General features: G+C 48.0%; 23 protein-coding genes and 1 pseudogene. 5 read left to right on the top strand and 19 right to left on the bottom strand.

Annotated elements, in window-relative coordinates:
* The first annotated feature begins 121 nt into the window (after positions 1–121).
* The gene (locus tag ACWJJX_RS00420; protein ID WP_454022648.1) at positions 122–1,576 is read left to right on the top strand and encodes a LysM peptidoglycan-binding domain-containing protein; all 1,455 of its coding nucleotides are present in this window, start codon (positions 122–124) and stop codon (positions 1,574–1,576) included.
* Between the two features lie 42 nt (positions 1,577–1,618).
* Here the strand turns inward: ACWJJX_RS00420 and ACWJJX_RS00415 are convergent, their stop codons facing one another.
* Positions 1,619–1,942 carry a DUF3889 domain-containing protein gene (locus tag ACWJJX_RS00415; protein WP_003155332.1) on the bottom strand — a complete coding sequence of 108 codons (324 nt, stop codon included), beginning with the start codon at positions 1,940–1,942 and terminating at the stop codon, positions 1,619–1,621.
* Positions 1,943–2,133: 191 nt separating this feature from the next.
* On the opposite strand from ACWJJX_RS00415, the gene ACWJJX_RS00410 reads away from it, so the two are divergent.
* Complete coding sequence (locus ACWJJX_RS00410; protein WP_070081560.1) at positions 2,134–2,376, top strand: YhdB family protein; 243 nt, start codon at positions 2,134–2,136, stop codon at positions 2,374–2,376.
* A gap of 13 nt (positions 2,377–2,389) precedes the next feature.
* On the opposite strand, the gene ACWJJX_RS00405 is transcribed toward ACWJJX_RS00410, so the two are convergent.
* The 13 genes from ACWJJX_RS00405 to ACWJJX_RS00345 all read right to left on the bottom strand — a co-directional run bounded on the left by ACWJJX_RS00405 (position 2,390) and on the right by ACWJJX_RS00345 (position 16,518).
* Positions 2,390–2,914 carry an NADPH-dependent FMN reductase gene (locus ACWJJX_RS00405; protein WP_014304698.1) on the bottom strand — a complete coding sequence of 175 codons (525 nt, stop codon included), beginning with the start codon at positions 2,912–2,914 and terminating at the stop codon, positions 2,390–2,392.
* Complete coding sequence (locus tag ACWJJX_RS00400) at positions 2,911–3,558, bottom strand: response regulator (RefSeq protein ID WP_454022647.1); 648 nt, start codon at positions 3,556–3,558, stop codon at positions 2,911–2,913. Before ACWJJX_RS00400 ends, ACWJJX_RS00405 begins: the two co-directional genes overlap by 4 nt.
* Complete coding sequence (locus tag ACWJJX_RS00395) at positions 3,558–4,694, bottom strand: GAF domain-containing sensor histidine kinase (protein ID WP_454022646.1); 1,137 nt, start codon at positions 4,692–4,694, stop codon at positions 3,558–3,560. Before ACWJJX_RS00395 ends, ACWJJX_RS00400 begins: the two co-directional genes overlap by 1 nt.
* Positions 4,695–4,839: 145 nt before the next feature.
* On the bottom strand, positions 4,840–6,582 hold the full coding sequence (locus ACWJJX_RS00390) for a phospho-sugar mutase (protein ID WP_071392057.1): 1,743 nt from the start codon (positions 6,580–6,582) through the stop codon (positions 4,840–4,842).
* Positions 6,583–6,721: 139 nt separating this feature from the next.
* A complete protein-coding gene (glpD, locus tag ACWJJX_RS00385) occupies positions 6,722–8,389 on the bottom strand; it encodes a glycerol-3-phosphate dehydrogenase (protein WP_003155341.1) in 1,668 nt (555 codons plus the stop codon).
* 138 nt (positions 8,390–8,527) lie between these two features.
* Positions 8,528–10,018, bottom strand: a complete 1,491-nt coding sequence (glpK, locus tag ACWJJX_RS00380; protein ID WP_007610291.1) for a glycerol kinase GlpK — start codon at positions 10,016–10,018, stop codon at positions 8,528–8,530.
* A gap of 16 nt (positions 10,019–10,034) precedes the next feature.
* Entirely contained in the window at positions 10,035–10,862 is an 828-nt protein-coding gene (locus ACWJJX_RS00375) for an MIP/aquaporin family protein (protein ID WP_454022645.1), read from the bottom strand.
* A gap of 172 nt (positions 10,863–11,034) precedes the next feature.
* Positions 11,035–11,610, bottom strand: a complete 576-nt coding sequence (locus ACWJJX_RS00370; protein WP_454022644.1) for a glycerol-3-phosphate responsive antiterminator — start codon at positions 11,608–11,610, stop codon at positions 11,035–11,037.
* 16 nt (positions 11,611–11,626) lie between these two features.
* Positions 11,627–12,979: an aspartate aminotransferase family protein gene (locus tag ACWJJX_RS00365; protein WP_230014213.1), complete on the bottom strand. Its 1,353-nt coding sequence runs from the start codon at positions 12,977–12,979 to the stop codon at positions 11,627–11,629.
* Between the two features lie 242 nt (positions 12,980–13,221).
* Positions 13,222–14,760: a bifunctional GNAT family N-acetyltransferase/carbon-nitrogen hydrolase family protein gene (locus ACWJJX_RS00360; protein WP_003155346.1), complete on the bottom strand. Its 1,539-nt coding sequence runs from the start codon at positions 14,758–14,760 to the stop codon at positions 13,222–13,224.
* The gene (locus ACWJJX_RS00355) at positions 14,753–15,442 is read right to left on the bottom strand and encodes an HAD family hydrolase (protein ID WP_003155347.1); all 690 of its coding nucleotides are present in this window, start codon (positions 15,440–15,442) and stop codon (positions 14,753–14,755) included. Before ACWJJX_RS00355 ends, ACWJJX_RS00360 begins: the two co-directional genes overlap by 8 nt.
* Before the next feature lie 127 nt (positions 15,443–15,569).
* Positions 15,570–15,992, bottom strand: a complete 423-nt coding sequence (locus ACWJJX_RS00350) for a CBS domain-containing protein (protein WP_063174151.1) — start codon at positions 15,990–15,992, stop codon at positions 15,570–15,572.
* Positions 15,993–16,122: 130 nt separating this feature from the next.
* Positions 16,123–16,518, bottom strand: coding sequence for a DUF5365 family protein (locus tag ACWJJX_RS00345; protein ID WP_007408448.1), 396 nt, complete (start codon positions 16,516–16,518; stop codon positions 16,123–16,125).
* A 109-nt stretch (positions 16,519–16,627) separates the two neighbouring features.
* On the opposite strand from ACWJJX_RS00345, the gene ACWJJX_RS00340 reads away from it, so the two are divergent.
* The gene (locus ACWJJX_RS00340) at positions 16,628–17,536 is read left to right on the top strand and encodes an RluA family pseudouridine synthase (protein WP_146276416.1); all 909 of its coding nucleotides are present in this window, start codon (positions 16,628–16,630) and stop codon (positions 17,534–17,536) included.
* Here the strand turns inward: ACWJJX_RS00340 and ACWJJX_RS00335 are convergent.
* Both ACWJJX_RS00335 and ACWJJX_RS00330 read right to left on the bottom strand, forming a co-directional pair.
* Positions 17,533–18,129 (bottom strand): class D sortase, encoded by a 597-nt coding sequence (locus ACWJJX_RS00335; RefSeq protein WP_102422640.1) that lies wholly within the window; start codon positions 18,127–18,129, stop codon positions 17,533–17,535. The genes ACWJJX_RS00340 and ACWJJX_RS00335 overlap by 4 nt on opposite strands.
* Positions 18,126–20,179: pseudogene (locus ACWJJX_RS00330) on the bottom strand (5'-nucleotidase C-terminal domain-containing protein). Before ACWJJX_RS00330 ends, ACWJJX_RS00335 begins: the two are co-directional and overlap by 4 nt.
* A gap of 193 nt (positions 20,180–20,372) precedes the next feature.
* Between ACWJJX_RS00330 and ACWJJX_RS00325 the strand changes: the two are divergent.
* The gene (locus tag ACWJJX_RS00325; protein ID WP_014304688.1) at positions 20,373–21,038 is read left to right on the top strand and encodes a spore coat protein; all 666 of its coding nucleotides are present in this window, start codon (positions 20,373–20,375) and stop codon (positions 21,036–21,038) included.
* On the opposite strand, the gene ACWJJX_RS00320 is transcribed toward ACWJJX_RS00325, so the two are convergent.
* Together ACWJJX_RS00320 and ACWJJX_RS00315 are read right to left on the bottom strand one after the other, a co-directional pair.
* The gene (locus ACWJJX_RS00320; RefSeq protein ID WP_071392062.1) at positions 20,998–21,942 is read right to left on the bottom strand and encodes a hypothetical protein; all 945 of its coding nucleotides are present in this window, start codon (positions 21,940–21,942) and stop codon (positions 20,998–21,000) included. The genes ACWJJX_RS00325 and ACWJJX_RS00320 overlap by 41 nt on opposite strands.
* A gap of 120 nt (positions 21,943–22,062) precedes the next feature.
* Positions 22,063–22,602 carry a YhcN/YlaJ family sporulation lipoprotein gene (locus ACWJJX_RS00315; protein WP_003155362.1) on the bottom strand — a complete coding sequence of 180 codons (540 nt, stop codon included), beginning with the start codon at positions 22,600–22,602 and terminating at the stop codon, positions 22,063–22,065.
* Between the two features lie 144 nt (positions 22,603–22,746).
* On the opposite strand from ACWJJX_RS00315, the gene ACWJJX_RS00310 reads away from it, so the two are divergent.
* Positions 22,747–23,325 (top strand): hypothetical protein, encoded by a 579-nt coding sequence (locus ACWJJX_RS00310; protein ID WP_454022643.1) that lies wholly within the window; start codon positions 22,747–22,749, stop codon positions 23,323–23,325.
* Between the two features lie 57 nt (positions 23,326–23,382).
* Here ACWJJX_RS00310 and ACWJJX_RS00305 read toward each other — a convergent pair whose 3' ends face one another.
* The gene (locus ACWJJX_RS00305; RefSeq protein ID WP_079898187.1) at positions 23,383–24,774 is read right to left on the bottom strand and encodes an L-cystine transporter; all 1,392 of its coding nucleotides are present in this window, start codon (positions 24,772–24,774) and stop codon (positions 23,383–23,385) included.
* Positions 24,775–24,778 lie beyond the last annotated feature (4 nt).

Raw genomic sequence — 24,778 nt, 5'->3', positions numbered from 1 at the left:
ATTAATATGATAAACGATTGCAGACAAGTGCCGATATAAAGATTATCATTACTGATATCCTCACCTTGCGGCTGCAACGAATGGGGATAGAAAAATTATCGCAGGAAAAGGGAGATTCACTATGAAAAAAAAGGTAGCGGTCGGTTTGACTGCATCTGCGATCGTCGGGTCTGCGTTAGCTGTAACACCGGCAGAAGCACAAACGATTAAGGTTAAAAGCGGAGATTCATTATGGAAGCTTGCCCAAAACTACAATACAAGCGTGGATGCCATTACATCAGCGAATCATCTAAAATCCACCGTTCTTTCTATCGGGCAGACGCTCACCATCCCTAACGGCAAATCAGATTCCGGCAGCAAAAAGCCATCTTCAAAGAACAGCGGCACGACTAAAAGCGTTTATACAGTGAAAAACGGCGATTCGCTGTGGCTGATCGCATCTGATTTTAAAATGTCCGTACAGGAACTGAAAAAATTGAACGGTCTGACAAGCGACTTAATCCGCGCCGGACAGAAGCTGCAAGTGACGGGGAAAGTTTCCTCAAGCACCGATCAGAAAAAAACCGCGCCGGGCAGCAGCTCAAACAGCAGCAAAAATCAGTCATCATCTTCCGGGACCTATAAAGTAAAACTCGGCGATTCCCTATGGAAGATCGCAAACAGCGTCAATATGACCATTGCGGAACTCAAAGTATTAAACAACTTAAAAACGGATACGATCTACGTAAACCAAGTCCTGAAAACAAAAGGAACGTCTTCTTCGGGAAACACGCCGTCAAAAGACAATTCAAACCAAAATAAAAACCAGACGCAAACGTCCTCCTATACAGTAAAAAGCGGAGACTCACTCTGGAAAATCGCAAACGCATACAATATGACGGTTCAGCAAATCAGAAGCATCAACAAACTGACGTCAGACATGCTGCGGGTCGGACAAGTGCTGAAGCTGACCAAAACGTCTTCTTCCGGCTCTTCGTCTTCACCGTCAGCTCCGAACCAGTCCGGAAATACAGGGAAAACCACTACATATACCGTGAAAAGCGGGGATTCTTTATGGGTGATCGCCCAAAAGTTCAATGTAACCGCCCAGCAGATCCGCGAGAAAAACAATCTGAAAACAGACGTTCTTCAAATCGGACAGAAACTGACGATTACCGGGCAGCAGACAAACACGACACCGAATCAGTCCGGCAGCACAGGCGGCACAGGTTCAACAAGCGCGAAGATTAATGTAATGATCGATGCCGCAAAAGCTCAGCTGGGCGTACCGTATGTATGGGGCGGGACGACGCCGAGAGGCTTTGACTGCAGCGGTTTCATTTATTACGTTCTCAATAAGGTCACTTCTGTATCCAGACTTTCAGCCGCAGGCTACTGGAATACGATGACATCAGTCAGCCAGCCGGCGGTCGGTGACTTTGTCTTTTTCTCAACTTATAAAGCCGGACCTTCCCACGTCGGTATTTATCTCGGGAACGGCCAGTTTATTAATGCCAACGATTCGGGTGTCGTTATTTCCAGCATGAACAATTCCTATTGGAAACAGCGCTACCTCGGCGCAAAACGTTTCTTCTGATATCTGATAAGCTGTACGGCCGCATAAGGCTGTGCAGCTTTTTTACAGTCTGAAAATATTGATGCTGATCACGTGTTTTGTTACGGGATGGAAATACACTTCAGCACGGGATGAAAACGTTTCTTTTGCGGTTTGCACCGTTACGCGAAACACGTCTTTCGTCTGTTCCCGGTTCACTTTTGTACGGCCCATGTACGAATAATCGGTAAGCTCGGCCCCCTTGTATTCACGTTCAAGCTGGTTCCATGCGAGCTGTTCCCATTTTTCAACTGACGGATCGAGGTGTTCTGTATGCCCTTTTTCAGCGATAGAGGCAATGAGAATGCCGCAAAACAAGAGGGCAAGCGCAAATGGAAGGGATTTCATCTTTATGTTCTCCTGAGTCGTTTTTTGTCAATCTTAGCGTGTCCAAAGAAGAGACGGATATGCGGTTTTATTTTATGTCTCCCTCATATTGCTATGCCGCAATGATAAGGACACCAAGTTTTCCCCCGTTGCATCCGGGCTTCGGCGGCATAAACTAACGGAGAACTTCTCATTGAAAGGAGAAGCGTAAGATGGATCATGCCGATTATGATAAAGCCTTGTATTACACACACCGGTCTCAATGGGACAATTTATTAATTTTGATGGTTCGTACAAAAGATGATTTATTATCAAAGCGTATTGAGCACTTTCTGCACGCGTATCATTTCGAATACGATCATGCGGTGCTTGAAAAAGAGCTGTATTCCCTTCTCGGGTATATTGATCATGCGACAGAGCTCGCTTATGAAGATCAATTAGCCATTTTGACATAAAACAATCCCGGCGTCATACGCCGGGATTTCTTGTGTTTGTGAACATATTCAGCTCTTCGATCATGTCTTTCAGGCTGACCGCCATATCCTCAGATACGGTCCGGCGCTCCATGTCGATGTGAATCGGGTCTAATACCAGCTGTTTCGGGATGACATTTGCATAGACGCCCCGCATGACCGTCCGCATATTCGCCAGCGCGTTCATGCCTCCTTTTCCTCCGCCGGCCGCGGCAATGATGGCCACCGGTTTGTATGCCCAGTGATCGCTGCTTAAAAAATCGATGGCGTTTTTTAAAGCGCCGCTCATGCCGCTGTGATACTCGGGAGATAATAAGACGACGGCCGCCGACTTTTTCACCTGCCGCCTTAACTTTTGCACTGAAGGCAGCTCATTCTGTTCTTCTTCACCGTTATAAAGCGGCAGTTCACTTTCGCTCAAATCAATAAAATCGGTATGAAACCGATCTCTGATATAAGAAGCGGCAATTCTAGTCCGCCCGTTTTTTCTCGGTGTGCCGCTGATCACTAATATGCTCATGATTTTACCGCCTTTCCAAAAACATTATATTTTACCGCATACAATGCCGCCTGCGTCCGGTCGGAAAGATTCAGCTTTGACAGCAGGTTGGACACGTGGGTCTTCACTGTTTTTTCTGAAATAAACAGTGCCGCCGCAATTTCCTTATTGCTTTTTCCTTTGGCTATTTCTTGAAGAACATCTTTTTCACGGGGGGTCAGCTGATAATATTTTTCCTTATCCTGATTATCCTGAACCATATGGGTCAGCACGTGAGGCACAATATCCGCCGACAGCCGGTAACGTCCGGAATACACTTCCCGGAGCGTTTTCACTAAATCATCGGGCTGAGCGTCTTTCAGCTGATACGCTTTTGCGCCGGCTTTAAGGGCGGGAATGACGTGCTCCTGATCAGAATAGCTCGTCAAAACGACGATACTGATGTCCGGAAATCGTTCAGCCGCGATTTTTGCCGCTTCTATGCCGTCCATATCAGGCATTGATAAATCCATCAGAATGATGTCCGGCTCCGTCTTTTCAGCTTGCTGAAGCGCGTCAGCACCGGTGGACGCCTCACCGACAACTTCAATGTCTTCCTGAGTGGCGAAGAAATAGCGCAGTCCTTTGCGGACAACGTGATGATCATCAGCAATCACAATTTTCATCAATCAGACCTCCTGTCCCGAAACGGAAGCCGAACGGAGACAATCGTTCCGGCGCCAAGCTCGGATTGCAATGTAAAGCGGCCTCCGATCGCTTCAGCCCGCGCTTTCATGCCGGCCACGCCAAGCGATGGGAGCACAGCATGCGCATCAGCGCTGAAGCCCGCTCCACGGTCGCTAATGTGAAGCTCAGCGTAACCCGGCTTTTTAACGGCGGAAATGATAACCCGGTCCGTTCCCGCATGCTTTTTACAGTTATTCAAGGCTTCCTGGGCGATCCGCCAAAGCGCGTGTTCCTGTTCATCCGTAAGCTCCAGCTCATCCTCCGTTTCACAAACGGCTTCCAGGCCGATAAGAGCGGCGTAGCTTTTGATCGACGCATACAGCCCTTTCGTTAAGCTTTCCGGCTTCAGCTGCCAAATGAGCGCCCTCATTTCTGTTAGCGCATCCTGAGACAGCTCTTGAATAAACGTAATCATCTGCCGGAGCCGATCATCATCTGTAAAGCTCTTTGCGGCTTTTGCCGTTAAGCTGACAGAAAACAGCATCTGATTGACGGAATCATGCAGGTCTTGCGCAAGTCTGCTTCGTTCCATCAACAGGGCGTTCTGCTGCTCAAATTCGGCCAATTTCATCCGCTGAATCGCCGTTCCGATTTGAAATGCAACCGCTTCAAGCAGATGCAGTTCTTCTTCGTTGAAAAATGTCTTTTCACTTGCGGCGACGTTTAATAAACCGAACTTCCGGCCGCCGTCCTCAAGCGGTACGGTCGCATGATGGGTAATGCCCTCCGTATCGCGGCAGTTCGTCGTCTGTTCCGCAAATTCAATCCGTTTACAATTCATTATGTTTACGGCCTTTGTCAATCCGCCATTGCTGAATTTGGTCAGACAATAGCATTCCCCGCTGCACATCAGTGCATTTTCCCGCTGACCGAGAGCCGGCGGTAAATAAGCGGATGCGGCGAGCGTATAAGACCCGTCCGGCTCAATCAGAAAAATCCACCCTGTCTGCAGTCCGGTCAGGCTGAGCAGTTCGCTGAGCACTTTATCAAGCGCTTCCTTTAAATCGTGGTTTTGGTTTAAGGTTTCCGCAATCGCTTTTAACGTTTTTAACGTTTCTACCGTCGTTTTCGTCAATTTCCCTCACTCCGGCCAATCAGAATTATCCATATTATATCAATTCTTTTCTGTATATTCCTTTGTTTTCAGCATGAATTTTCCTCATACTTTCGGATGAGGCGTATAAAAAAACCGCCGGATGTCGCTTCCGGCGGTTTGTTGTTTATTTCGTTTTTTCCACTATGTCATCCACCGTTTTCATGACTGCTTCAGATAATGCGGCAAGACGCTGTTCGCTGTCTTGTAAAGAAGTTCCCTTCACGGCGAAATAGAACTTCACTTTCGGCTCCGTTCCTGATGGACGAAGGCAGAACCAAGAGCCGTCTTCAAGGAAATATTTCAGGACATTTGACTTCGGCAGATCAATATCTTCTTCATGATGATCGGCAAATACAGTCCGTTTTCCCGTTGAATAGTCTTCAGCCTGCGTGATTTGTTTTCCGGCCATCTGCTTCGGCGGATCGTTTCGGAATGAAGTCAGGATAGCGGAAATCTGCTCTGCTCCCTGTTTTCCTTTTAACGTCAATGACTTCAAGCCTTCACGGTAATATCCGTATTCTTTAAAAATGGACAGCAGCGCGTCATAAAGCGACATGCCCTGCTTTTTATAAAAGGCGCATACCTCGACGGCTAACAGCGCAGCCTGGATCGCGTCTTTGTCACGCGCGAAATCGCCGATTAAGTAGCCGTAGCTTTCTTCATACCCAAACTGGAACGTGTATTGGCCTGATTTTTCATATTCTTTGATCTTTTCACCGATAAATTTGAAGCCTGTCAGCGTGTCAACCGTATCTAATCCGAACGATGAAGCGACGGCGCGGCCCAATTCGCTCGTGACAATCGTTTTCATGACGACACCGTTTTCAGGAAGGGTGCCCTGTTTTTTCTTCTCGGAAAGCAGGTAATGCAATAAAAGCGCGCCTGTCTGGTTTCCCGTCAGCACTGTGTACTTGCCTTCGCTGTTTTTTACGGCAATGCCGAGACGGTCGGCATCCGGGTCCGTAGCGACGAGAATATCGGCATTTTGTTCTTCTCCGAGCTTAATGGCATATTCGAATGCCGCGTGCTCTTCCGGATTCGGCGATTTGACGGTTGAAAAATCCGGGTCCGGCAGCTCTTGCTCCTTTACGACGGTGACGTTTTTGTAACCGAGTGCTTCGAGACCGCGGCGCACCGGTTTATTTGCCGTGCCGTGCAGCGGAGTGAACACGACGCTGACATCCACTTCATCCGAAAGCTCGGGATGTACGGAGATGGAAGTCAGTTTTTCAGTATACGGTTTATCAATTTCTTCACCGATTATTTTAATCAAACCTTTTTCTTTCAGCGACTGTTCATCTTCAACTTGAATCGTTAATTCATTTTCTATGGCATTCACTTCCGCAATGACGATGTCCGCTTCTTTCGGCGGCAGCTGTGCGCCGTCATCGCCATACACTTTATATCCGTTATATTCAGGCGGGTTATGGCTGGCCGTCACGACGATACCGGCATAAGCGTTCAGCTTTCTCACCGCAAAAGACAGCTCAGGCGTCGGGCGGAGCTCATCAAATACGTATGTTTGAATGCCTTGGGAAGCAAGGGTTTTTGCAGCTTCCATCGCAAACTCAGGAGATTTATGACGGGAGTCGTATGCGATCGCAACCCCTCTTTTTTTCGCGTCTTCCCCCTGTTTCGCGATATACGCCGCAAGTCCGGCGGATGCTTTGCGGACCGTGTAAATGTTCATTCTGTTCGTACCCGGCCCGATTTCTCCTCTCATGCCTCCTGTTCCGAACTCAAGATTTTTGTAGAAAAAATCTTCCAGCAGCTGCTCGTTTCCTTCTGCGTCCGCCAATAATTTTTTCAATTCTGAATCTAATTGTTCGGCCTGATTCCAGCGTTCGTAACTCTTACTCCAACTCATGTTCGTCCTCCTATAATTTCAGCTTATGACCATATTTTAATATGAAGCGGCTGCCCGTGTCACTTGATAACTTAACCAAATGCTTTATGTAAAAAGATAAAAGAAGGGCTCATGCCTTTTCGGCACAGCCCTCCGGTTATTATTGTTCGAGCGGAACAACCGCGTCGTGCAGCAGCGTATTTAACCACTCAGTGTGTTTTTCTTTCGTTTCGTCATTCCATTGGAATCGGTCGCTCATGTAATCAATCACGGCCGTTTTATACGTTTGCACCCATTTGATGTCGAAGAACAGTCTTCCCGTTCTGCGGACGAAGAAATCGGCAGGTGTCGCAGCCATTTCTTCTTCGATGCTGTAAGCCGCTTCCGCCAGAATGTGAACCGGAATCTGGCGTTTTTCCGCTTCGTCTTTCAGTCCTTCAATCCGGCTGAATACATTTTCAACGTTAGAGCCGTATCTGATGGCTAACTGCTTAGCGGTTTCCTGTGATAAACCGATTTTCAAGCCGTCTTTTGTCTTTGCTTCCACAAATGACTCGAAGTTTTTAGAGCCGCCGACATGTCCGCCGGAAATCGGCATCGTCTTCGTCTTGCAGCCGCCGAAGTCCTGGCCGCCCTCTTCTTTCAAGCGGTCGCGGACAAGATCGACAATGTGCTCAGCCATTTTACGGTAGCCCGTCAGTTTTCCTCCAGCGATCGTAATCAGGCCTGATTGAGATGTCCAGATTTCATCTTTACGGGAGATCTCAGACGGGTCTTTCCCTTCTTCGTGAATAAGCGGTCTGAGGCCGGCCCAGCTAGATTCAATATCGTCCGCCGTAATGTTCAGTTCCGGGAACATATAATTGATGGAGCTGACGACATAATCGCGATCCTGCACCGTCATGCGCGGGTGCTCAAGTTTTTGTTTGTAAACCGTATCGGTCGTACCCACATATGTTTTTCCTTCACGCGGAATGGCGAACACCATCCGGCCGTCCGGCGTATCAAAGTACACCGCCTGTTTAAGCGGGAATACGGATTGGTCGAATACAAGATGGACCCCTTTTGTGTGCTGGAGATGTTTTCCGCTTTTGCTGTGGTCTTTTTCTCTCAGTTCGTCGACCCACGGACCTGTCGCATTGACGATTTTTTTGGCGTACACTTTGTATTCCTTGCCTGACAGCAGATCTTCAATTAAAACGCCGACAACTTTTCCTTTTTCATAAAGCAGTTCTTTCACTTTAGAATAGTTGACAGGCTCCGCACCGAATTTAACGGCTTCTTTCATGACTTCAATCGTCAGTCTCGCATCGTCCGTCCGGTACTCTACATAATAGCCTCCGCCTTTTAAGCCGTCTTTTTTGACGAGCGGCTCTTTTTGCAGCGTTTCTTTAGCAGACAGCATGCTTCTGCGCTCTGATTTTTTTACTCCCGCTAAATAGTCATACACACGCAGGCCGATGGAAGTAGAGAATGAACCGAACGTGCCGCCTTTATGAAACGGCAGCAGCATCCATTCCGGCGTCGTGACGTGCGGGCCGTTTTCGTACACGATGGCGCGTTCCTTACCGACTTCAGCCACCATTTTGACTTCAAATTGCTTCAGATAACGCAAACCGCCGTGGACAAGCTTTGTGGATCGGCTTGATGTGCCGGCCGCGAAATCCTGCATTTCGCTCAAAGCGACTTTCATTCCCCTTGAAGCAGCGTCAAGCGCCGTACCGGCACCCGTAATACCTCCGCCTATAATAAACAGATCGTATGTTTTTTTAGTCATGTCTTCCAGCATATGATCCCGTTCCAAACTTGAAAATTGGTGATTCATCATTACGCTTCCTCCTTGTTGTCACGGTATAGAAAAAGAGACCACAACAGCCAAAGTGCATGTCATCACTTTGGTGCTGTGGTCTCTCCTCATCTCAGGACCGTTCCTATTAACTTGTTTTCAGTATACCATAATTTTATCTTATTTAAAAGCCATAGCTGCATTTACTGCTTTTTTCCATCCGCCGTACAATTCATCGCGTTTTTCATCTTCCATTTCCGGTTTGAATTGCTTATCAAGGTTCCACTGATCGGCGATTTCAGTGCTGTCCTTCCAGTAGCCGACAGCGATTCCGGCCAAATACGCGGCACCGAGCGCCGTCGTTTCATTAATTTCCGGACGTTCGACCGGCACATCAAGCAAGTCGCTCTGGAACTGCATGAGGAAGTTATTTTTTACCGCTCCGCCGTCTACACGCAATGTTTTTAAAGAGATGCCTGAATCAGCCTCCATGGCATCAAGCACATCTTTCGCCTGATATGCGAGAGATTCAAGCGTGGCACGGATAAAATGCTCCTTCGTCGTTCCGCGTGTCAGGCCGAAAACTGAGCCGCGCACGTCACTGTCCCAGTACGGCGTGCCCAATCCGACGAAAGCGGGCACGACATAAACACCGTCAGCGGAATCCACACGCTCTGCGTATGTCTCGCTTTCTTTCGAATCCTGGAACATCCGCATGCCGTCTCTCAGCCATTGGATGGCAGAACCTGCGACAAAGATGCTTCCTTCCAATGCATACTCGACTTTTCCGTCTAATCCCCAGGCGATTGTCGTCAGAAGGCCGTGATCAGAAGTGATGGCTTTTTCTCCGGTATTCATCAGCATAAAGCAGCCTGTGCCGTATGTGTTTTTCCCCATGCCTTCTTCAAAGCACGCCTGACCGAACAGCGCAGACTGCTGGTCTCCGGCCGCTCCCGCAATCGGAATGTTCTTACCGAAGAAATGATAATCAACCGTTTTCGCGTACACATGAGAAGACGGTTTCACTTCCGGCAGCATTGATTTCGGCACGCCTAAAATATCAAGAAGCTCGTCATCCCATTTTAATTCATGGATATTAAACATCAGCGTTCTTGAAGCGTTTGAATAATCCGTTACGTGCGCCGCGCCTCCGGACATTTTCCAGATGAGCCATGAATCAATCGTTCCGAACAGAAGATTTCCGTTTTCCGCTTTTTCCCGCGCGCCTTCTACATTGTCAAGAATCCATTTGACTTTCGTTCCTGAGAAATAAGGGTCGATCAAAAGTCCCGTTTTTTCTCTGAATGTATCATTATATCCTTTTTCACGAAGCTCTTCGCAAATGCCGGATGTTTGTCTCGATTGCCACACAATCGCATTGTATACCGGCTTTCCGGTATCTTTATCCCATACGACCGTCGTTTCCCTTTGGTTCGTGATGCCGATGCCGGCAATTTGATCAGCGCTGATTCCGGACTCGGAGATCACAGTCGCGATAACGGCGAGCACCGATCCCCAGATTTCGTTCGCATTGTGCTCCACCCAGCCCGGCTGAGGGAAATGCTGTGTGAATTCCTTTTGAGCGGAATGCACGATTTTTCCTTCTTTATTAAAAAGAATCGCTCTTGAACTTGTTGTGCCTTGGTCAATTGATAAAATATAGGTCTCCATGATGCCGCTCTCCTTTTTAAATATATTCAGAATTTGATAATGTTTTCCGTGATTGAGATTTCTTGGTATAAATATAGAGTATGAAAAGCACTACAACCATTATAACGCTTACAAACCAAAAGCTAGGTGTCACATTTCCTTTAAACGCGGCATTGTAAAATACGCCGCCGAACGCACCGCCCATGATCGGACCGATTACGGGAATCCAGGCATATTTCCAATTTGACGGCCCTTTTTTCGGGATCGGCAGAAAGGCGTGAGCGATTCTCGGCCCCAAATCCCGCGCAGGGTTGATCGCATATCCGGTCGTCCCTCCAAGAGAAATCCCGATGGCAACGATGAGGAATCCGACAATCAGCGGGTTCAGCCCTTTTGTAAATTCATTCGCTCCGATTGCCAAAATGCCGAGCACAAGCACAAACGTACCAATGACTTCACTTATCATATTCCCAAATGTATGAGGAATACTCGGGCCGGTCGAGAAAACGCCCAGTTTAGCGGCCGGATCATCCGTCGCTTTCCAATGCGGCAGATAATGAAGGTACACAACAACCGCACCGATCATTGCTCCGATCATCTGTCCCGTAATATAAACAGGGACGTCTTTCCAAGGAAAGCTGCCTTCAAGCGCAAGGCCTATCGTTAAAGCCGGATTCAAGTGGGCGCCGCTGATGCTGCCGACGGCATATGCCGCCATGGCTACTCCCAATCCCCAGCCGAATACAATAACAATCCATCCGGATTGGTATGAAAGCGATTTCTTTAAATTGACTCCCGCACAAACGCCGCCGCCGAAAATAACAAGCAGCATTGTACCGATTACTTCTCCCCAAAATGCTGTCATCACCATTCCTCCTAAATGACAAAATAGCAGGTTTGACAGAGTTATAGAGAATAAAAAACCCACAACAAACCGCTTTACGCTTTATTGCTTCCGTAAAGAGCTGTTGTGGGTCTCCGGATCTCCATCACATAGTATTAACCTAGGTCTATTGTAACAATGGGTGTAAGCGGTGTCAATCTTTTTTTGTCATAGAATGTTCATATTTAGCCCATAGTTCGATGTCTGAAGTCGTCACGGCCGTGGCTCCTGCCTGCAAGGCGTTTTCAACGTCCTGCTCCGTGCGGATAAAGCCGCCGGCAAAAATCGGAATCCCCGTCATTTCTTTAATTTCTCTGATTAAAGTCGGAACGATGCCCGGGAGAACCTCGATAAAGTCAGGCTTATGCTTTCCGACGAATTCCATGCTTTTCTCCATGGCGCTCGTATCCAAGAGAAACAGACGCTGGATCGCGTATATTTTCTTTTGTTTCGCTTTGACGATGACTGATGATCTCGTCGAAATGATGCCCGCGGGCCGGATATCCTGACAAATAAACTCCGCACCGTATTCGTCATGCTTAATGCCGTGAATTAAATCGACGTGAACCATCAGAAGTTTTCCGTGTTTTTTTGCTTCATTCACGACACCTTTTAATTGACCGAGGTGGATATCTAAAATGACGCCGTATAAGAACGGACTCTCTAAAAATGCATCGAATTGCTTCATGTTCCGGATAGCCGGTAGAATCTTCTGGTTGTGAAAACTCATGTTTTACTCCTTTACATTAAAAATCAATGCTCAGCACGCTTTCCTTGACGGTCGAAATGATGAAAGAGAGCTCCTCGTCGGACAGGCAAAAAGGCGGAGACAGCTGAATGACATTATTATATCCCGCTACAGTATCACCATTTTTCCCGACAAGCAGGCCTTTTTCTCTGCAGGCGGTGATGACGTGCTGCACAAGAGCGGCATCAGCGGGTTCCTTCGTGATTTTGTCCTTGACGAGCTCAATGCCGGCAAGAAGGCCTTTGCCCCGTACATCGCCGACCGCCGGATGTTCTTTGAGCGGCTCAAGCTCACGGAGCAGCCGTTCTCCAAGCTCCCGGGAACGGGCGATCAGATTTTCGTCCTCCATCAATTGCAGGTTTTTCAAAGCAAGGGCGCAGGCTGCCGGATTGCCTCCGAATGTATTCACGTGCCGGAAGCGGCCGTACGGCTCAGCGCCCGAATACGCCTCAAAAATCTCCCGTTTCACTGCCGTTGCCGACAGCGGCAGGTAAGCGCTCGTAATGCCTTTTGCCATTGTGACGATGTCCGGTGAAACGCCGTAATGCTGAAATCCGAACGGCTCTCCCGTGCGGCCGAAACCGCAAATGACTTCATCACTGATCAGAAGCGCGCCGTGGCGGCGGCAAATGTCCTCTACCTTTGCCATATACCCGTCCGGGGGCATCAGTATCCCTCCGCCTGTAATAATCGGTTCCATAATAACGCCGGCAATCGTTTCGCTTAACTCCCACGTCATGATCCGGTCGATTTCATGCGCGCTTTCCAATGTGACGGCATCGCCGGGATTCCGATAGAGATCAGGCGGCGCCGCGTGCAAAAAACCTTGTGAGAGCGGCTCATATTTATATTTTCTCTGCGCCTGGCCGGTAGCGGCGAGCGCCCCCATCGTATTGCCGTGATAGCCTCTGTACCGGGAGATGAATTTGAAGCGGCTGTGATCGCCGTTTTCAATGTGGTATTGGCGGGCAATTTTGAACGCGGTTTCATTTGCTTCCGATCCGCTGTTGGAAAAGAAGATTACATAATCGCCGCCGAGCCATTCATTCAGTTTTTCCGCAAGCTCAATCGCGGGTTGATGGCTTTGGGTCAGCGGATAATAAGGAAGCTCCTTCAATTGGCTGTAAGCCGCATCGGCAAGCTCCTTTCTCCCGTATCCGATATTGACGCACCACAGTCCTGACATGCCGTCCAAATACCGTCTGCCGTCAATGTCCGTAACCCAGGCGCCTTCCCCTTTTTGGACGATTATGCTGTCATCCGGCTCCGCCCCTTTCATCGCGTGCCAAATCAGCTCTTTATCCTTTTGTTTGAGTGACTGATTTTTTTGTACATGTTCCACACCGCTCATCTCCCTTTCAATATCATTGCACTGTATCGAAAGCTGCCCGGCTTCTGACGCCGATTCTCATGGTGAAGTTTTCCTCTTAATAAGAATATAAAGGCGCGGCATGGGCGAGTCAATAAAGCGGCGGCAATTAAAAAAACGCTTTCTCCCAGAAAGCGAAAGGGCTACAAGAGCATATCCCGAAACCGGGGCCGGTGCAAGTGTTTTTATAAAAAAACCCGCCCTTAAGCGGAGCGGGCGTTTTTTTATTTCAGATGCGTAATCCGGTAAATGTCTTTGCGCCGGTCTTTCAGCTGGCGCACGGTTCCGTTTTCACGCTGCCTTCTTAAGATTTCAAGGTCCACATCCCCGATCACGACCATTTCGATATTCGGATTCGTTTCACCGACGATTCCGTCTCTGGCGAATTCAAAATCAGACGGAGCAAAAATGGCTGACTGCGCGTATTGAATATCCATATTTTCTGTTTGCGGCAGGTTTCCGACCGTACCTGAGATGACGGTGTAAATTTGGTTTTCAACCGCTCTCGCCTGAGAGCAGTACCTTACGCGCAAATAACCTTGGCGGTCTTCAGTGCAGAACGGCGTAAAGATAATTTTCGCCCCTTGATCCGCGGCAATTCTCGCAAGCTCCGGAAATTCGATATCGTAACAGATCTGAATGGCGATCTTTCCGCAGTCCGTATCAAATACGCGCACCCTGTCTCCGGCGCTGATGCCCCACCATTTCCGCTCATTCGGCGTAATGTGAAGCTTATATTGTTTTTCAATCGTGCCGTCACGTCTGAATAAGTAGGCGATGTTATAAATTTTCCCCTCTTCTTCAACGAAGTGGGAGCCGCCGATAATGTTCACATTATATTTCACCGCGAGATCTGTAAAGAGGCTGATATAGTCCTCGGTATATTCGGTAATCCTCTGAATGGCCAGACTCGGAGAACGCTCTTCGAGAAATGACATGAGCTGCGTCGTGAAAATCTCCGGGAATACCGCGAAATCAGATCTCGCATCTGAAGCCACATCGACATAATATTCAACCTGATTGGCAAATTCCTCGAAGGAATAAATCTTCTTCATTTCATATTGAATGACGCAGATGCGCACCGGAAATGCCGATTTGTAATAGCGCTTCGATTGCGGCAGGTAATCGACATTGTTCCATTCCATTAATGTCGCATATTTAATGGACGCGGTGTCATCCGGGAGATAATTCGGATTGATCCGCATGAGCGTAAATCCGTTCATCAGCTGGAAAGAAAGCACCGGATCATAAATCTGATGGCGCGTCACCTGTTCGACATAGGCTCTCGCCGTCATTTCTTCCGCATACTTATGATAATTCGGAATCCGCCCGCCGATAATGATGCTTTTCAGATTCAATCGTCTCGCCAAGTCTTTTCTCGCCTCATACAGCCGGTGTCCGATTTTCATCCGTCTGTATTCCGGGTGAACCATTACCTCAATCCCGTACAGATTCAATCCGTCCGGGTTGTGGTTCGTGATATAACCGTCGTCTGTAATATCCTGCCACGTGTGGCGGTCATCATATTCATCGAAATTGATGATCAGGCTTGAGCATGAACCGATAATTTCCCCTTCATACTCGGCGCAAAACTGACCTTCCGGAAAGTGCGCGAGATGGCTGATTAAATGCTCAGGCTCCCACGGCTCCATCCCCGGAAAACAATCCTTTTGCAGCTCAATAATTTTGTTGATATCTTTCTCTTCCATATTCCGTATGACCATTTTCTTTTCAAAACGGGTCAGATCAAGTTTCTCAGACAATGCTGCTTCCCCCTGCCGGTTCGTTTTGATCGTTCAATCGCTGTAAGAGTAATTCAAGTTCCATTTCCGCCATCGATTCCAGTCTGTGATCGTATTCTTCAAATAACAGGGCGCTCGTTACCTTATTCGGCACGATGACACATTTCATGCCGGCGCGTTTGGCTGCGATTGAGCCGTTGACCGAATCCTCAAAGGCAAGACATTCAGAAGGTTCAACGCCTAAATGTTCCGCAGCTTTCAGATAGAGTTCCGGATTGGGCTTCACTTCTTCTACGTCGTCAGCCGTCTGAATCACTTCAAATTCATCAAACAGGCCTAATTCCTTCAGATGGCCCGACACCCATTTAAAATCTGAGCTGGAAGCGAGCCCCACCTTCAATCCTAATTCTTTTGCCGCGGCTAAATAAGCCTCCACCCCGGGGCGCGCCGTTTCCGTCTTCATCCGCTGTTCGAAGCGCCCGCGCCTGATCGCCGTCAGTTCATCATGATCGAGCTTTCTTCCCAGCTGCTCCTCTAAATATGCGAATGGCTTAAACCCCGCCGCCGTTCCTATCACCTTTCCCCAGACGGATAAAGGCAATGTTGAACCGTGTTCCTCAAACATTTCCTGCAACACTTCATATTCATGGGTTTCTGTATCTAAAATTAACCCGTCAAAATCAAAGATTAATGCTTTTATCAATGGTTACAGCTCCTTTAGCTAAACGTACTGACCTATGTATACACTATACCGTGAATTTCTTTTGCATTCAAAATGTAACATTCTCACGGAAAGAAGAGCCTGCATGAGTGCAAGCTCTCTTCATCCGTTACTGTGTGTTTTGACTGGAAATATTAGAAAGAGCCGCTCCCGCAGACTCATTTGAACGCTGATCGACCGCTAAGTCTCCAAGCGCAACGATCCCCACCAGATGATTTTGATCGACAATGGGAAGGCGGCGGATTTGGTGTTGGGCCATCAGATGTGACGCCTCTTCAAGACTCATTTCCGGGTTTCCGGATACAACTTGAGAAGACATCACGTGTGAAACAGGTGTTTGGCCGTCGCGGCCTTGAGCCGTTGTTCTCAATGCGATATCACGGTCTGTCAGCATTCCTTTTAATTCCCCTCCGTCAACGACGGGAATTGCTCCGACATTATGCTGGTGCATCAGCTCAGCCGCTTCCTGGATCGTTTGGTTGGGAGAAACGGTAGCCACGTGGGTAGTCATTGATTGTTTGATTGAACTCATTGTAAAGCACCCCTTTCGCCATTTATTATGCTCGGGGGTTTGACTCATTATAAAGGGAGTTAGAGGAAAGAAATTGTGGTATCATGTCAAGGAAGCAAAAAAGAGCCTGTCAAAAGGCTCTTTATACCCGTCAGATCAGCCTTCTGTGACCGCAGGCTTCTGATCCGGCCCCTGTCTCGAAATCATCATAGGTAAAGGGAAAATTCATTCCGCATTCATTCAGCAAAGCGCAATTTTTATCAAACAGCGCCCGCTCTTTGACGTCATATACGGGGTGCGGCTTTGACAGCATGATATGTACCGTTTGCAGACAAGCCATAATTTGAAACGCTTCTTTTAAAGTTCCTTGGTAACGTTGGTTTTGTAAAGACAATACGCCCCTTTTTTTAAAGCGCTGAATTTCCAGTTCGGAGAAATAAAGAGGAAAGACATTTTGAAACAATTCAGAGGAAAGCTCTTGTATCGCGCTTTCTTGTCCGTCAGTCGCTGCGTTCACAATTCTCACATCAATCACCTTTCTTGCCATGTGAATATCCTTAATCTTTATCAAGAATAGCATAGAAAAAAACGCGAAAGCTAAGGTAAGTGTTTCCTATTGAAACAGCCGCTTTCCGCTTGAAAAGGAGCTTTATGATATGAAACAAAATGACCGCGGTCTGGAACTCCTGATTACGGAAAAACACGCCGGACAATGGCTGTTTTCAGTCCTGAAATCTGAATTCCAGGCGTCAAAACCCGTGATAACGGAATGGATGAACCAAAAAAGCATTCAGGTGAATCGGACATCCACGAAAAACAACATCATACTGAAAACCGGAGACCGCTTATTCATTGATCTTCAGGAAAAAACGGGTTCTTCGGTGATTCCTGAATACGGAGAGCCGGACATTTTATTTGAGGACAGTCATATGCTGATTGCAAATAAGCCGGCGGGAATGCCGACTCATCCAAATGAAGAGGGTCAGACGGGAACCCTCAGCAACCTGATCGCTTACCATTTTCAAATCAACGGCGAACAGGCGAAAGTGCGCCACGTTCACCGTCTTGACCGTGACACGTCAGGCGCGGTCGTTTTTGCGAAACACCGCCTGGCCCATGCAATCCTTGACCGTCAGCTCGAAACCAAAACATTAAAACGCACCTATATCGCCGCGGCGGAAGGAAAAGTCACGCCGAAAAAAGGCACGGTTGACTCGCCGATCGGCCGCGACAGGTCACATTCCGTCAGACGGCGCGTCTCACCCGGCGGACAAGCCGCCGTCACCCATTACAAAGTGAAAGGCTATCATCCCGGTGCGCAGCTTACATTGGCAGAGCTTGAACTGGAAACCGGGAGAACACATCAAATCAGGGTGCATATGGCAAGCATCGGCCATCCGTTGGCGGGCGATGACCTGTACGGCGGAAGCAGGGCGCTGTTTCACAGGCAGGCGCTTCACGCCAGAAAAGTCAGTGTCGTCCATCCGATCTCAGGAGAAGAAATCGTTGCCGAGGCGCCGATGCCGGCTGATCTGGCTCATTTTACCGAAACGTATTTTTCTTAAACCGGGTCGGCATATATAATATATCGTTTCGGCGCATTTCCAATGTAAGAAAACGGATAGCAAGTGGTCAGGATCAGTTCCTCCCTCTCGTGTTGAAGGGTGATGACAGACGTATCATCCCGGCTGACGATTTTTGTGCGGCTGATTTTATAAGAAAACGTGCCGTAAGACAAAATCACGTTCAGTCTGTCTCCTTTTTTCAGTTCGCCGGTCCGGCGGAACACCGTGTCCCTGTGGCCGGATAACACAATTTGGCCGTGATCGCCAGGATAATAGCTGTCCTTATAATGTCCGACGCCTTTTGCTAAATCATCTGCGTCAGTCCCTTCGACGATAGGGAGCTCAGCGTCGATTTCAGGGATTTCTAAAATGCCGCTTGCCTCACCCGTTTTGGGGTGAAATTCTTTTTTGCGCTGTGTCAGCACAGCGCTTTTTGTTTCTTTCTTTTCCAAGACAGGTTCTGTTGCTTTTTTTGCTTCTTCAAGCGATTGGTTCGTTTTCATATGTGAATCAATGATCTTCCAGCTTCCGTAACATGTGATGATAACACCTGCGATGATGACGAGAAGCGGAATATGTTTCAGTTTGTTCATCGTGTGCGGGCTCCCCTTTTCTTTCTGAAAAGCCAATATACGCCGGCACCCGTGATCACCAGGCCGGCCAATGCCGTCTGATGGCTGCCCGCTGAAGTATCAGGCAATGGGCGGCCTTTTTGTGTGCCGCTTTCAGTCTGTTCTGTGCTTTGTTCCGAATTTGCAGCAGACGCCGGACGGGATTCGGGAATTGACTGCACTGTATCGGATGCTGTTTCTTCTGCGACAGGACGTTCAAGTTTTTTGGCTTGATCAGGCTGTTCTGCTGCATCCGGTTTTTTAGCGGGTTTTTCCGCTTGAGGTTTTTCTCCTTTATCAGGCCCGGTGCCGCCCGGTGTTTCCCCGCTTCCCGGCTGATTGCCGGTGTCATCAGGTGTTTCGGCGGCTGATGCCGTGCGGATGCGGCCGTCGGTTTGATAAGAAATCGGTGCGGAAAAGCTTTTGACATAGTCTACTGTCGCTTCCAAATCCTCAGGCCCCGTCACCGGATTCTTGCCGAGTTTCCCGATCGGACCGTATTTTGCCCCCGCCGCTGTCGCCATAAATTGATTGACTGTTACTGTATATCCTTTTTCAGGCTGTATGTCTGTGCCGTCCGCCATCTTCATATCCACCGCTTGTCCGGTTTCCGGGTTCCATGTATAGGAAAATCCGCTGATGCTGTAATCCGGTCCGTACACCGGAGAAATTTGCGCGTTGATGATCTCCCGCAAATCTTTTCCTTTGATTTCAAGCTTCGTCAGCACATTGCCGAACGGCTGTACATTATAAAGATCTCCCCATGTAATCGGCCCTTTTTTAAGCCGTCCCGGATGCCTCCCCCATTCATAAGCGCAAAATCGGATTTCATCTTCGCTTTCATACCGTCGGCAATCAGATTTCCGAGCGCCGTGTCGCCGTCATTTGAATACCCGCCCGTTATATCATTGGCCGCTTCCCCGACCGTTTCGCTGATAATCGGTTTCACTTTCTCTTCATATTTGCTTAATATGCCTGCCGCATCCGGATCAGGCTTGATTTTACTTTGATCGATATATTGGATTTCCGCTGATTTTTTCACGATATCCTTCGATTCTTTATCTAGTTCGAGATCGGCGATTCCGATTGCTTTTCCGTATTCAAATGCCTGCACGATCAGCTTGCCGTTGATTTCTCCGTTTACGACTTTATGATTGTGCGCGGCGAAAATCACGTCAATCTCTGAGTCTGTTCCGCTTGCAAGCTTTGCGGATTCTCCCGTGATGGCTGAGCCATTTTGTTCAGCAGACATATGGGCGAGCACGGCGATTGCTTTAATTCCTTTTTTCTTCAGGTCAGCGGCGGCGTCATTGACGGCCTTTACCTCATCCGTAAACGTAATATTTTTAATTCCGTCCGGAATGACCATGCCCGCGGCCGATCTGGTTACAACCCCGATAAATGCGACCGGAATTCCGGAAACGTATTTGATTTCATACGGCGGCAGAAAGGACTCCCCTGACTTCAATTTACAGTTGGCGCAGACGAGCGGGAAATTTTGGCCGTCATAACCGCTTGTCCCCTTACCGTCCGGATGATCTCCTCCATTGATGATCCGTTTAAGCTCATTCGTTCCTTCATCTAATTCGTGATTGCCGACAGTTCCGACATCAAAACCGATGTCTTCCATCAGTTCTACTGTCGGTTCATCCTGAAAAAGGGCTGACACGGGAGAGCTGCCCCCGATCATATCGCCCGCATGCACGACAAAGGCGTGTTCTTTCTCGGCTTTCGCCTTTTTAATGTACGCGGCGGCGTAGTCCATCCGTCCGAAAGTGCCATCCGGTTTACCGTCTCCGTTAAGGTCAAGCTCATATTGCTGGTCAATTTTTCCGTGCAGATCATTCATGCTGATGATTCTGAGCGGGACACGGCCTGAGTCTTCAGTCTGCCGTTCTTTATACGCTTTATCCGTTCCAGCTTCATTCAGTGATCCGGCTTGCCCGATTGCTTCCGCATCTTTCACGCTGAACATCATAAAACAAACCGTCAGCAAACAGCACGAAAGACGCAAACCCCTTTTTTTCTTCATTCATTTCCCCCCTTGTCTTCTAAGAAATACGTTAGCTTATTTTCTTAAGAATCACATCACTTTTTTGTAAAGATTGTCTTCGCTGGCGCAAAATAGTAAATAATCCCCATGTAACGAAATATGTCTTGATGTATAACGGATCGGCTTTTTTCACATCTTAAATGTGATTTGACATGAAGGAGGAAAACAACCAGTGGAACAGCAGCAGAATCAGCAGCAGCCGCCAGTAAATCAGGGGATTCCGGGTTCACCGCAAGTGAATCACGGAGGACATGAGCTTTTCGATATGCATGAAGTGCTGGCCGGAACAGTCGGCGTTTTGGATCAATTTATGATGCTCAGACAGTTTATACAGGATCAGCAGCTGGCCGACATTCTTGACCGCCAATATCAATTCATTCTCGGACTCTATAATCTGACGGCAGAATGCTTTAAGACCGGCCAAAAGCCTTCTCAGGAAACGTCGACATATATGATGGAGGAACAGAACCAGGCCGTCTACGGTATAAAACCGACTCAGCCGAAAAAACCGAATCAATCATTAAATGATGTCAAAGATCTCGGAATAAGCGGCCATATGCTCGGCCTGATTAAAGCTCAAGCTTCTCTCTTGACGATGAGTTCGCTTGAAATGACCAATCCCGTCACAAGAAGAGTGCTCTCCGCCCAAATTCAGCAATATGTCGAAATGGCGTATGAAATCTTCTTATACCAAAACAAACACGGTTATTATCAGGTTCCTCAGCTCAATGCACAAGATATGCAGACCATGCTGAATTCATTTGCACCGGCGCAGGGACAGCCGCAAATGCCTCCGATTAAAGGACAAATGGGACAACAGCAGCAAAACCTCCATTAATGAAAAAAACGGCGTTGGAATCCTGACTCTCCAATGCCGTTTTCTTTTTTTCATATGCTTTTGTGAAATCATGTTCAAATCGTTTCAGGCTTTCTTTCGTAGCCGCTTCAAAGCCTTTTTCAAAATCCTGTGTTTCGGCGGTTTTATTGATAATGGTTAAGATAATGCCTTCTCCGAATGTTTCGGTTAAATCCTTTATCATATAGAAGCTTTGCAAATAGACATCCGTTTCATATTCCATACGCGATTTCTGCCATTTTCGGTCGGTCGTTAATTGATCAAACGGCACGACGGAAAATGCAATCGGATCAATGACCACATCATAATGCGCAACCCACTCGCTCAGCCCCTCATGAAACCAAAGCGGAAATACAGACGTATCCGTCCCCAATTGCCGTGTTTTTTGATGAAACGCGTAGTGTGTATATTCATGTATAATCAATTGCTTATACATGAAAACGGCCAGCTCATCTTTTTTCAAAAGCTGTTTTTTCTCTTCTGGCAAAAGCCCCATCATCTGCTCCTGCTCTGAATAAAAACCGACTACATTTTTCAATCCTGAGTATTGCTCCATTTCAGCTTCATCCGAAAAGAAAATGAGTTCCAGAGGCGCCGCTCCTTTATAGCCGACAATGATTTGGTTGATACGCTTTGCGTGGTCCAGCGTAAGCTTGGTCAGATCCAAGAGCGGCTTTTCATCCGCCGTATAATAAATCGCTGTATGTTTGTAAATTTCTTTATTCATGTGTTCAGTCACTTGTTCCTTCGTCGGAACAGAGCGGCTGTTTTGGCCTGACAGGACGTACATCATACTTACTGAAACGGCTGAACTGACAGCCAATATGACAAGGACTCCGCACAGGATCAGAGTGAATGCCGCCCGTTTCCCCATGCCGTCACGCAAACAAGCTCCCCTCCCCGATCCTTTAATTTTCATCTCATTCTTTACTTTATGCTCAGGAGCGCTGGGTCGTGACGGCAGATAAAATAAAAAAGCCGCAGCAAATGCGGCTTTTCCATTCATTTATTTATTGGGGTTTGGGAATACACGCTGCACCATTTGGCCGAATTCATCAAACAGTCCGGATACCGGGTGGCCGTTTTGGATTCGTTTTCCGTAGCCTTGCATACGTTCAACGAAGTCCGGGTTTGCTGATACATATACAGTCCGGACATGTTTATCGGCTGATTTCACCTTATCGGTAATCTTATTTTTCAAATGGTTGGCGATGGCGCCTTTTTGTCCGTTTGTCAGAACAACGGCTACATAAGCGCTGTTTCCGGCAACGATCACAGTCGCATTTTTAACTTCTTTTAAATCAGTCACCTTGTCGGCGGCTTTATCAGCCACTCTCAGGTTACGGTTGTCATTGTGATCGGTGTTTTGGTTATGACGGTTCACTGTATTCATATTTGTCGCACCGTCGTTAGGCGTGTTGCGATAATTTACATTCTGGGTGCGGTTGTCATTTCGTTTTCCTTCTCCCTGGTTCCCCATGCTGCACCCTGCGGTAATCAGCATCGGCAGAAGAAGGGCAGAAATAACTGCTTGTTTTTTTATCATGTGAATTCCTCCTTTCTCACTTTACATATAGGTTTTTCTATTCGGCGGGATTTATGCACGCCGTTTGCATTCTGAGCGGTTTGGATAAATATCAGAAGGATAGGGAAAGGTAAGCGTAATCAATTGAATGAGGAGGGATTTAACTTGTTCAGACAAAAAAGCGGCATCAGCCCGACAGCGCTGCTGATCGGATCATCGATTCTGATTGCAGCTTTATCACCCGAATTCCGCCGGAAAATCTCCGGAATGGTTTCAGGCCGAATGCAGCATAAAGATGGTACACACTCCATGCAGCCTGCTGACCTGATTCAACAGGCTTTCGGCGGGGAATCCGGCGGACAGCAGCACACGGACAAAGCACGGCATTCACAAACCGGCTCCATGCAGCCTGCTGAGCTGATCAAACAGGCTTTCGGCGGGGAATCCGGCGGACAGCAGCACACGGACAAAGCACGGCATTCACAAACCGGCTCCGTGCAGCCTGCCGAGCTGATCAAACAGGCTTTCGGCGGGGAATCCGGCGGACAGCAGCATGAGCAGACTTCCCGCAACCACTCCGGCTCCGGCTCATCCCATACGGACGGACAGGCAGACCGCAGTAAAAAAACTTCGCCGAAGCCTCACTATACCGAGCCGATTCACTTCGAAGAAAGCGCGGTGAATGTTTTAAATGACAGCACCGTGATGAATATGCTGGAAGAAATTGAACCCGGAAATCATTAGAAACAAAAAAATCCTTCATTCGTTCAACGATGAAGGATTTTTTCGTTTTAGCGCTACTTAAGCTTCTTCAGCTTCAATGACGATTGAGGAATCATTGTACACCGCGGTATCGGTTTCCTTCGTCATTTTACTTGTTAACAGCCCTGCGGTCATACTGCCGCTCACATTTAAGGCGGTGCGCCCCATGTCAATTAACGGCTCAATTGAAATGAGCAGCCCGGCAAGCGCGACAGGCATGTTCAAAGCGGATAGGACGAGCAGAGCCGCAAATGTCGCGCCGCCCCCCACGCCTGCTACACCGAATGAACTGATTGCCACGATGGCGATGACGGAGATGATAAATCCCGGTTCAAACGGGTTTTGCCCTACTGTCGGCGCAATCATCATCGCGAGCATCGCCGGGTAAATGCCGGCACAGCCGTTTTGACCGATCGATAAACCGAATGAACCGGCGAAGTTCGCAATTCCTTCCGGGACGCCCAAGCTTTTTTGCGTTTTAATATTAAGCGGCAAAGCCCCTGCGCTTGAACGGGACGTAAACGCAAACACCATGACAGGAAATGCTTTTTTCACGTATGTGATCGGATTTAAACCGCTGAACGTAATCAGCAGCAAGTGAATGATAAACATGACGATAAGCGCGGCGTATGAAGCGATCACAAACATCCCCAGTTTCGCAATGCTGTCGATGTCGCTTGTCGCGATCGTCTTTGTCATAATCGCCAATACCCCGTAAGGCGTCAGTCTTAAAATTAATGTCACGACGCGCATAATAATCGCGTATACCGCATCGACAATTCCGCTGAATGTCGCAGCGTGCTCCGGCTGCTTCCGTTTCACGCCCAGAAAAGCGATGCCGAGGAAAGCGGCAAAAATAACGACTCCGATGGTGGAAGTCGGTCTGGCTCCCGTGAAATCAAGAAACGGATTTCCCGGCAGAAGCTCAACAATTTGCTGAGGCAGCGTTTTGGCCGTCATATCCTCAGATTTTTGCTGCAGCTCCTGGCCTCTTGATAACTCGGTGCTTCCCTGGTCGATATGAACGGCTTTCAAATCAAAGGAAAGCGCCGAAACAATTCCGACTGCCGCGGCAATTGCTGTCGTGGCGATCAAAATTCCGATGATCAGTCCGCTGATTTTCCCGATGTTATGGGTCAGTTTCAGCTTCGTAAATGCGCCGAGAATAGAAATAAAGACTAGCGGCATGACGATCATCTGAAGCAATTTGACATAACCGCCGCCGGCGATATTAAACCAATCAGCCGTTTGTGTCACGATATGTGAAGCCGGCCCGTAAATCAATTGCAGTGCAAAACCGAATACAATGCCTAGTCCGAGCGCGGTAAAGACACGTTTAGAAAAGGAAACGTGTTTTTTTTGCATGACAAACAGACCTGCTATAAGCAAAAGCATAATAAAAACATGTAAGACTACAAATAAATTCTCCAAAACA

The sequence above is a fragment of the Bacillus sp. YH3-2-B2 genome (assembly GCF_053663335.1).
Note: the sequence above shows the minus strand (reverse complement) of the source record. Positions and strands in the feature narration are given on the sequence as shown.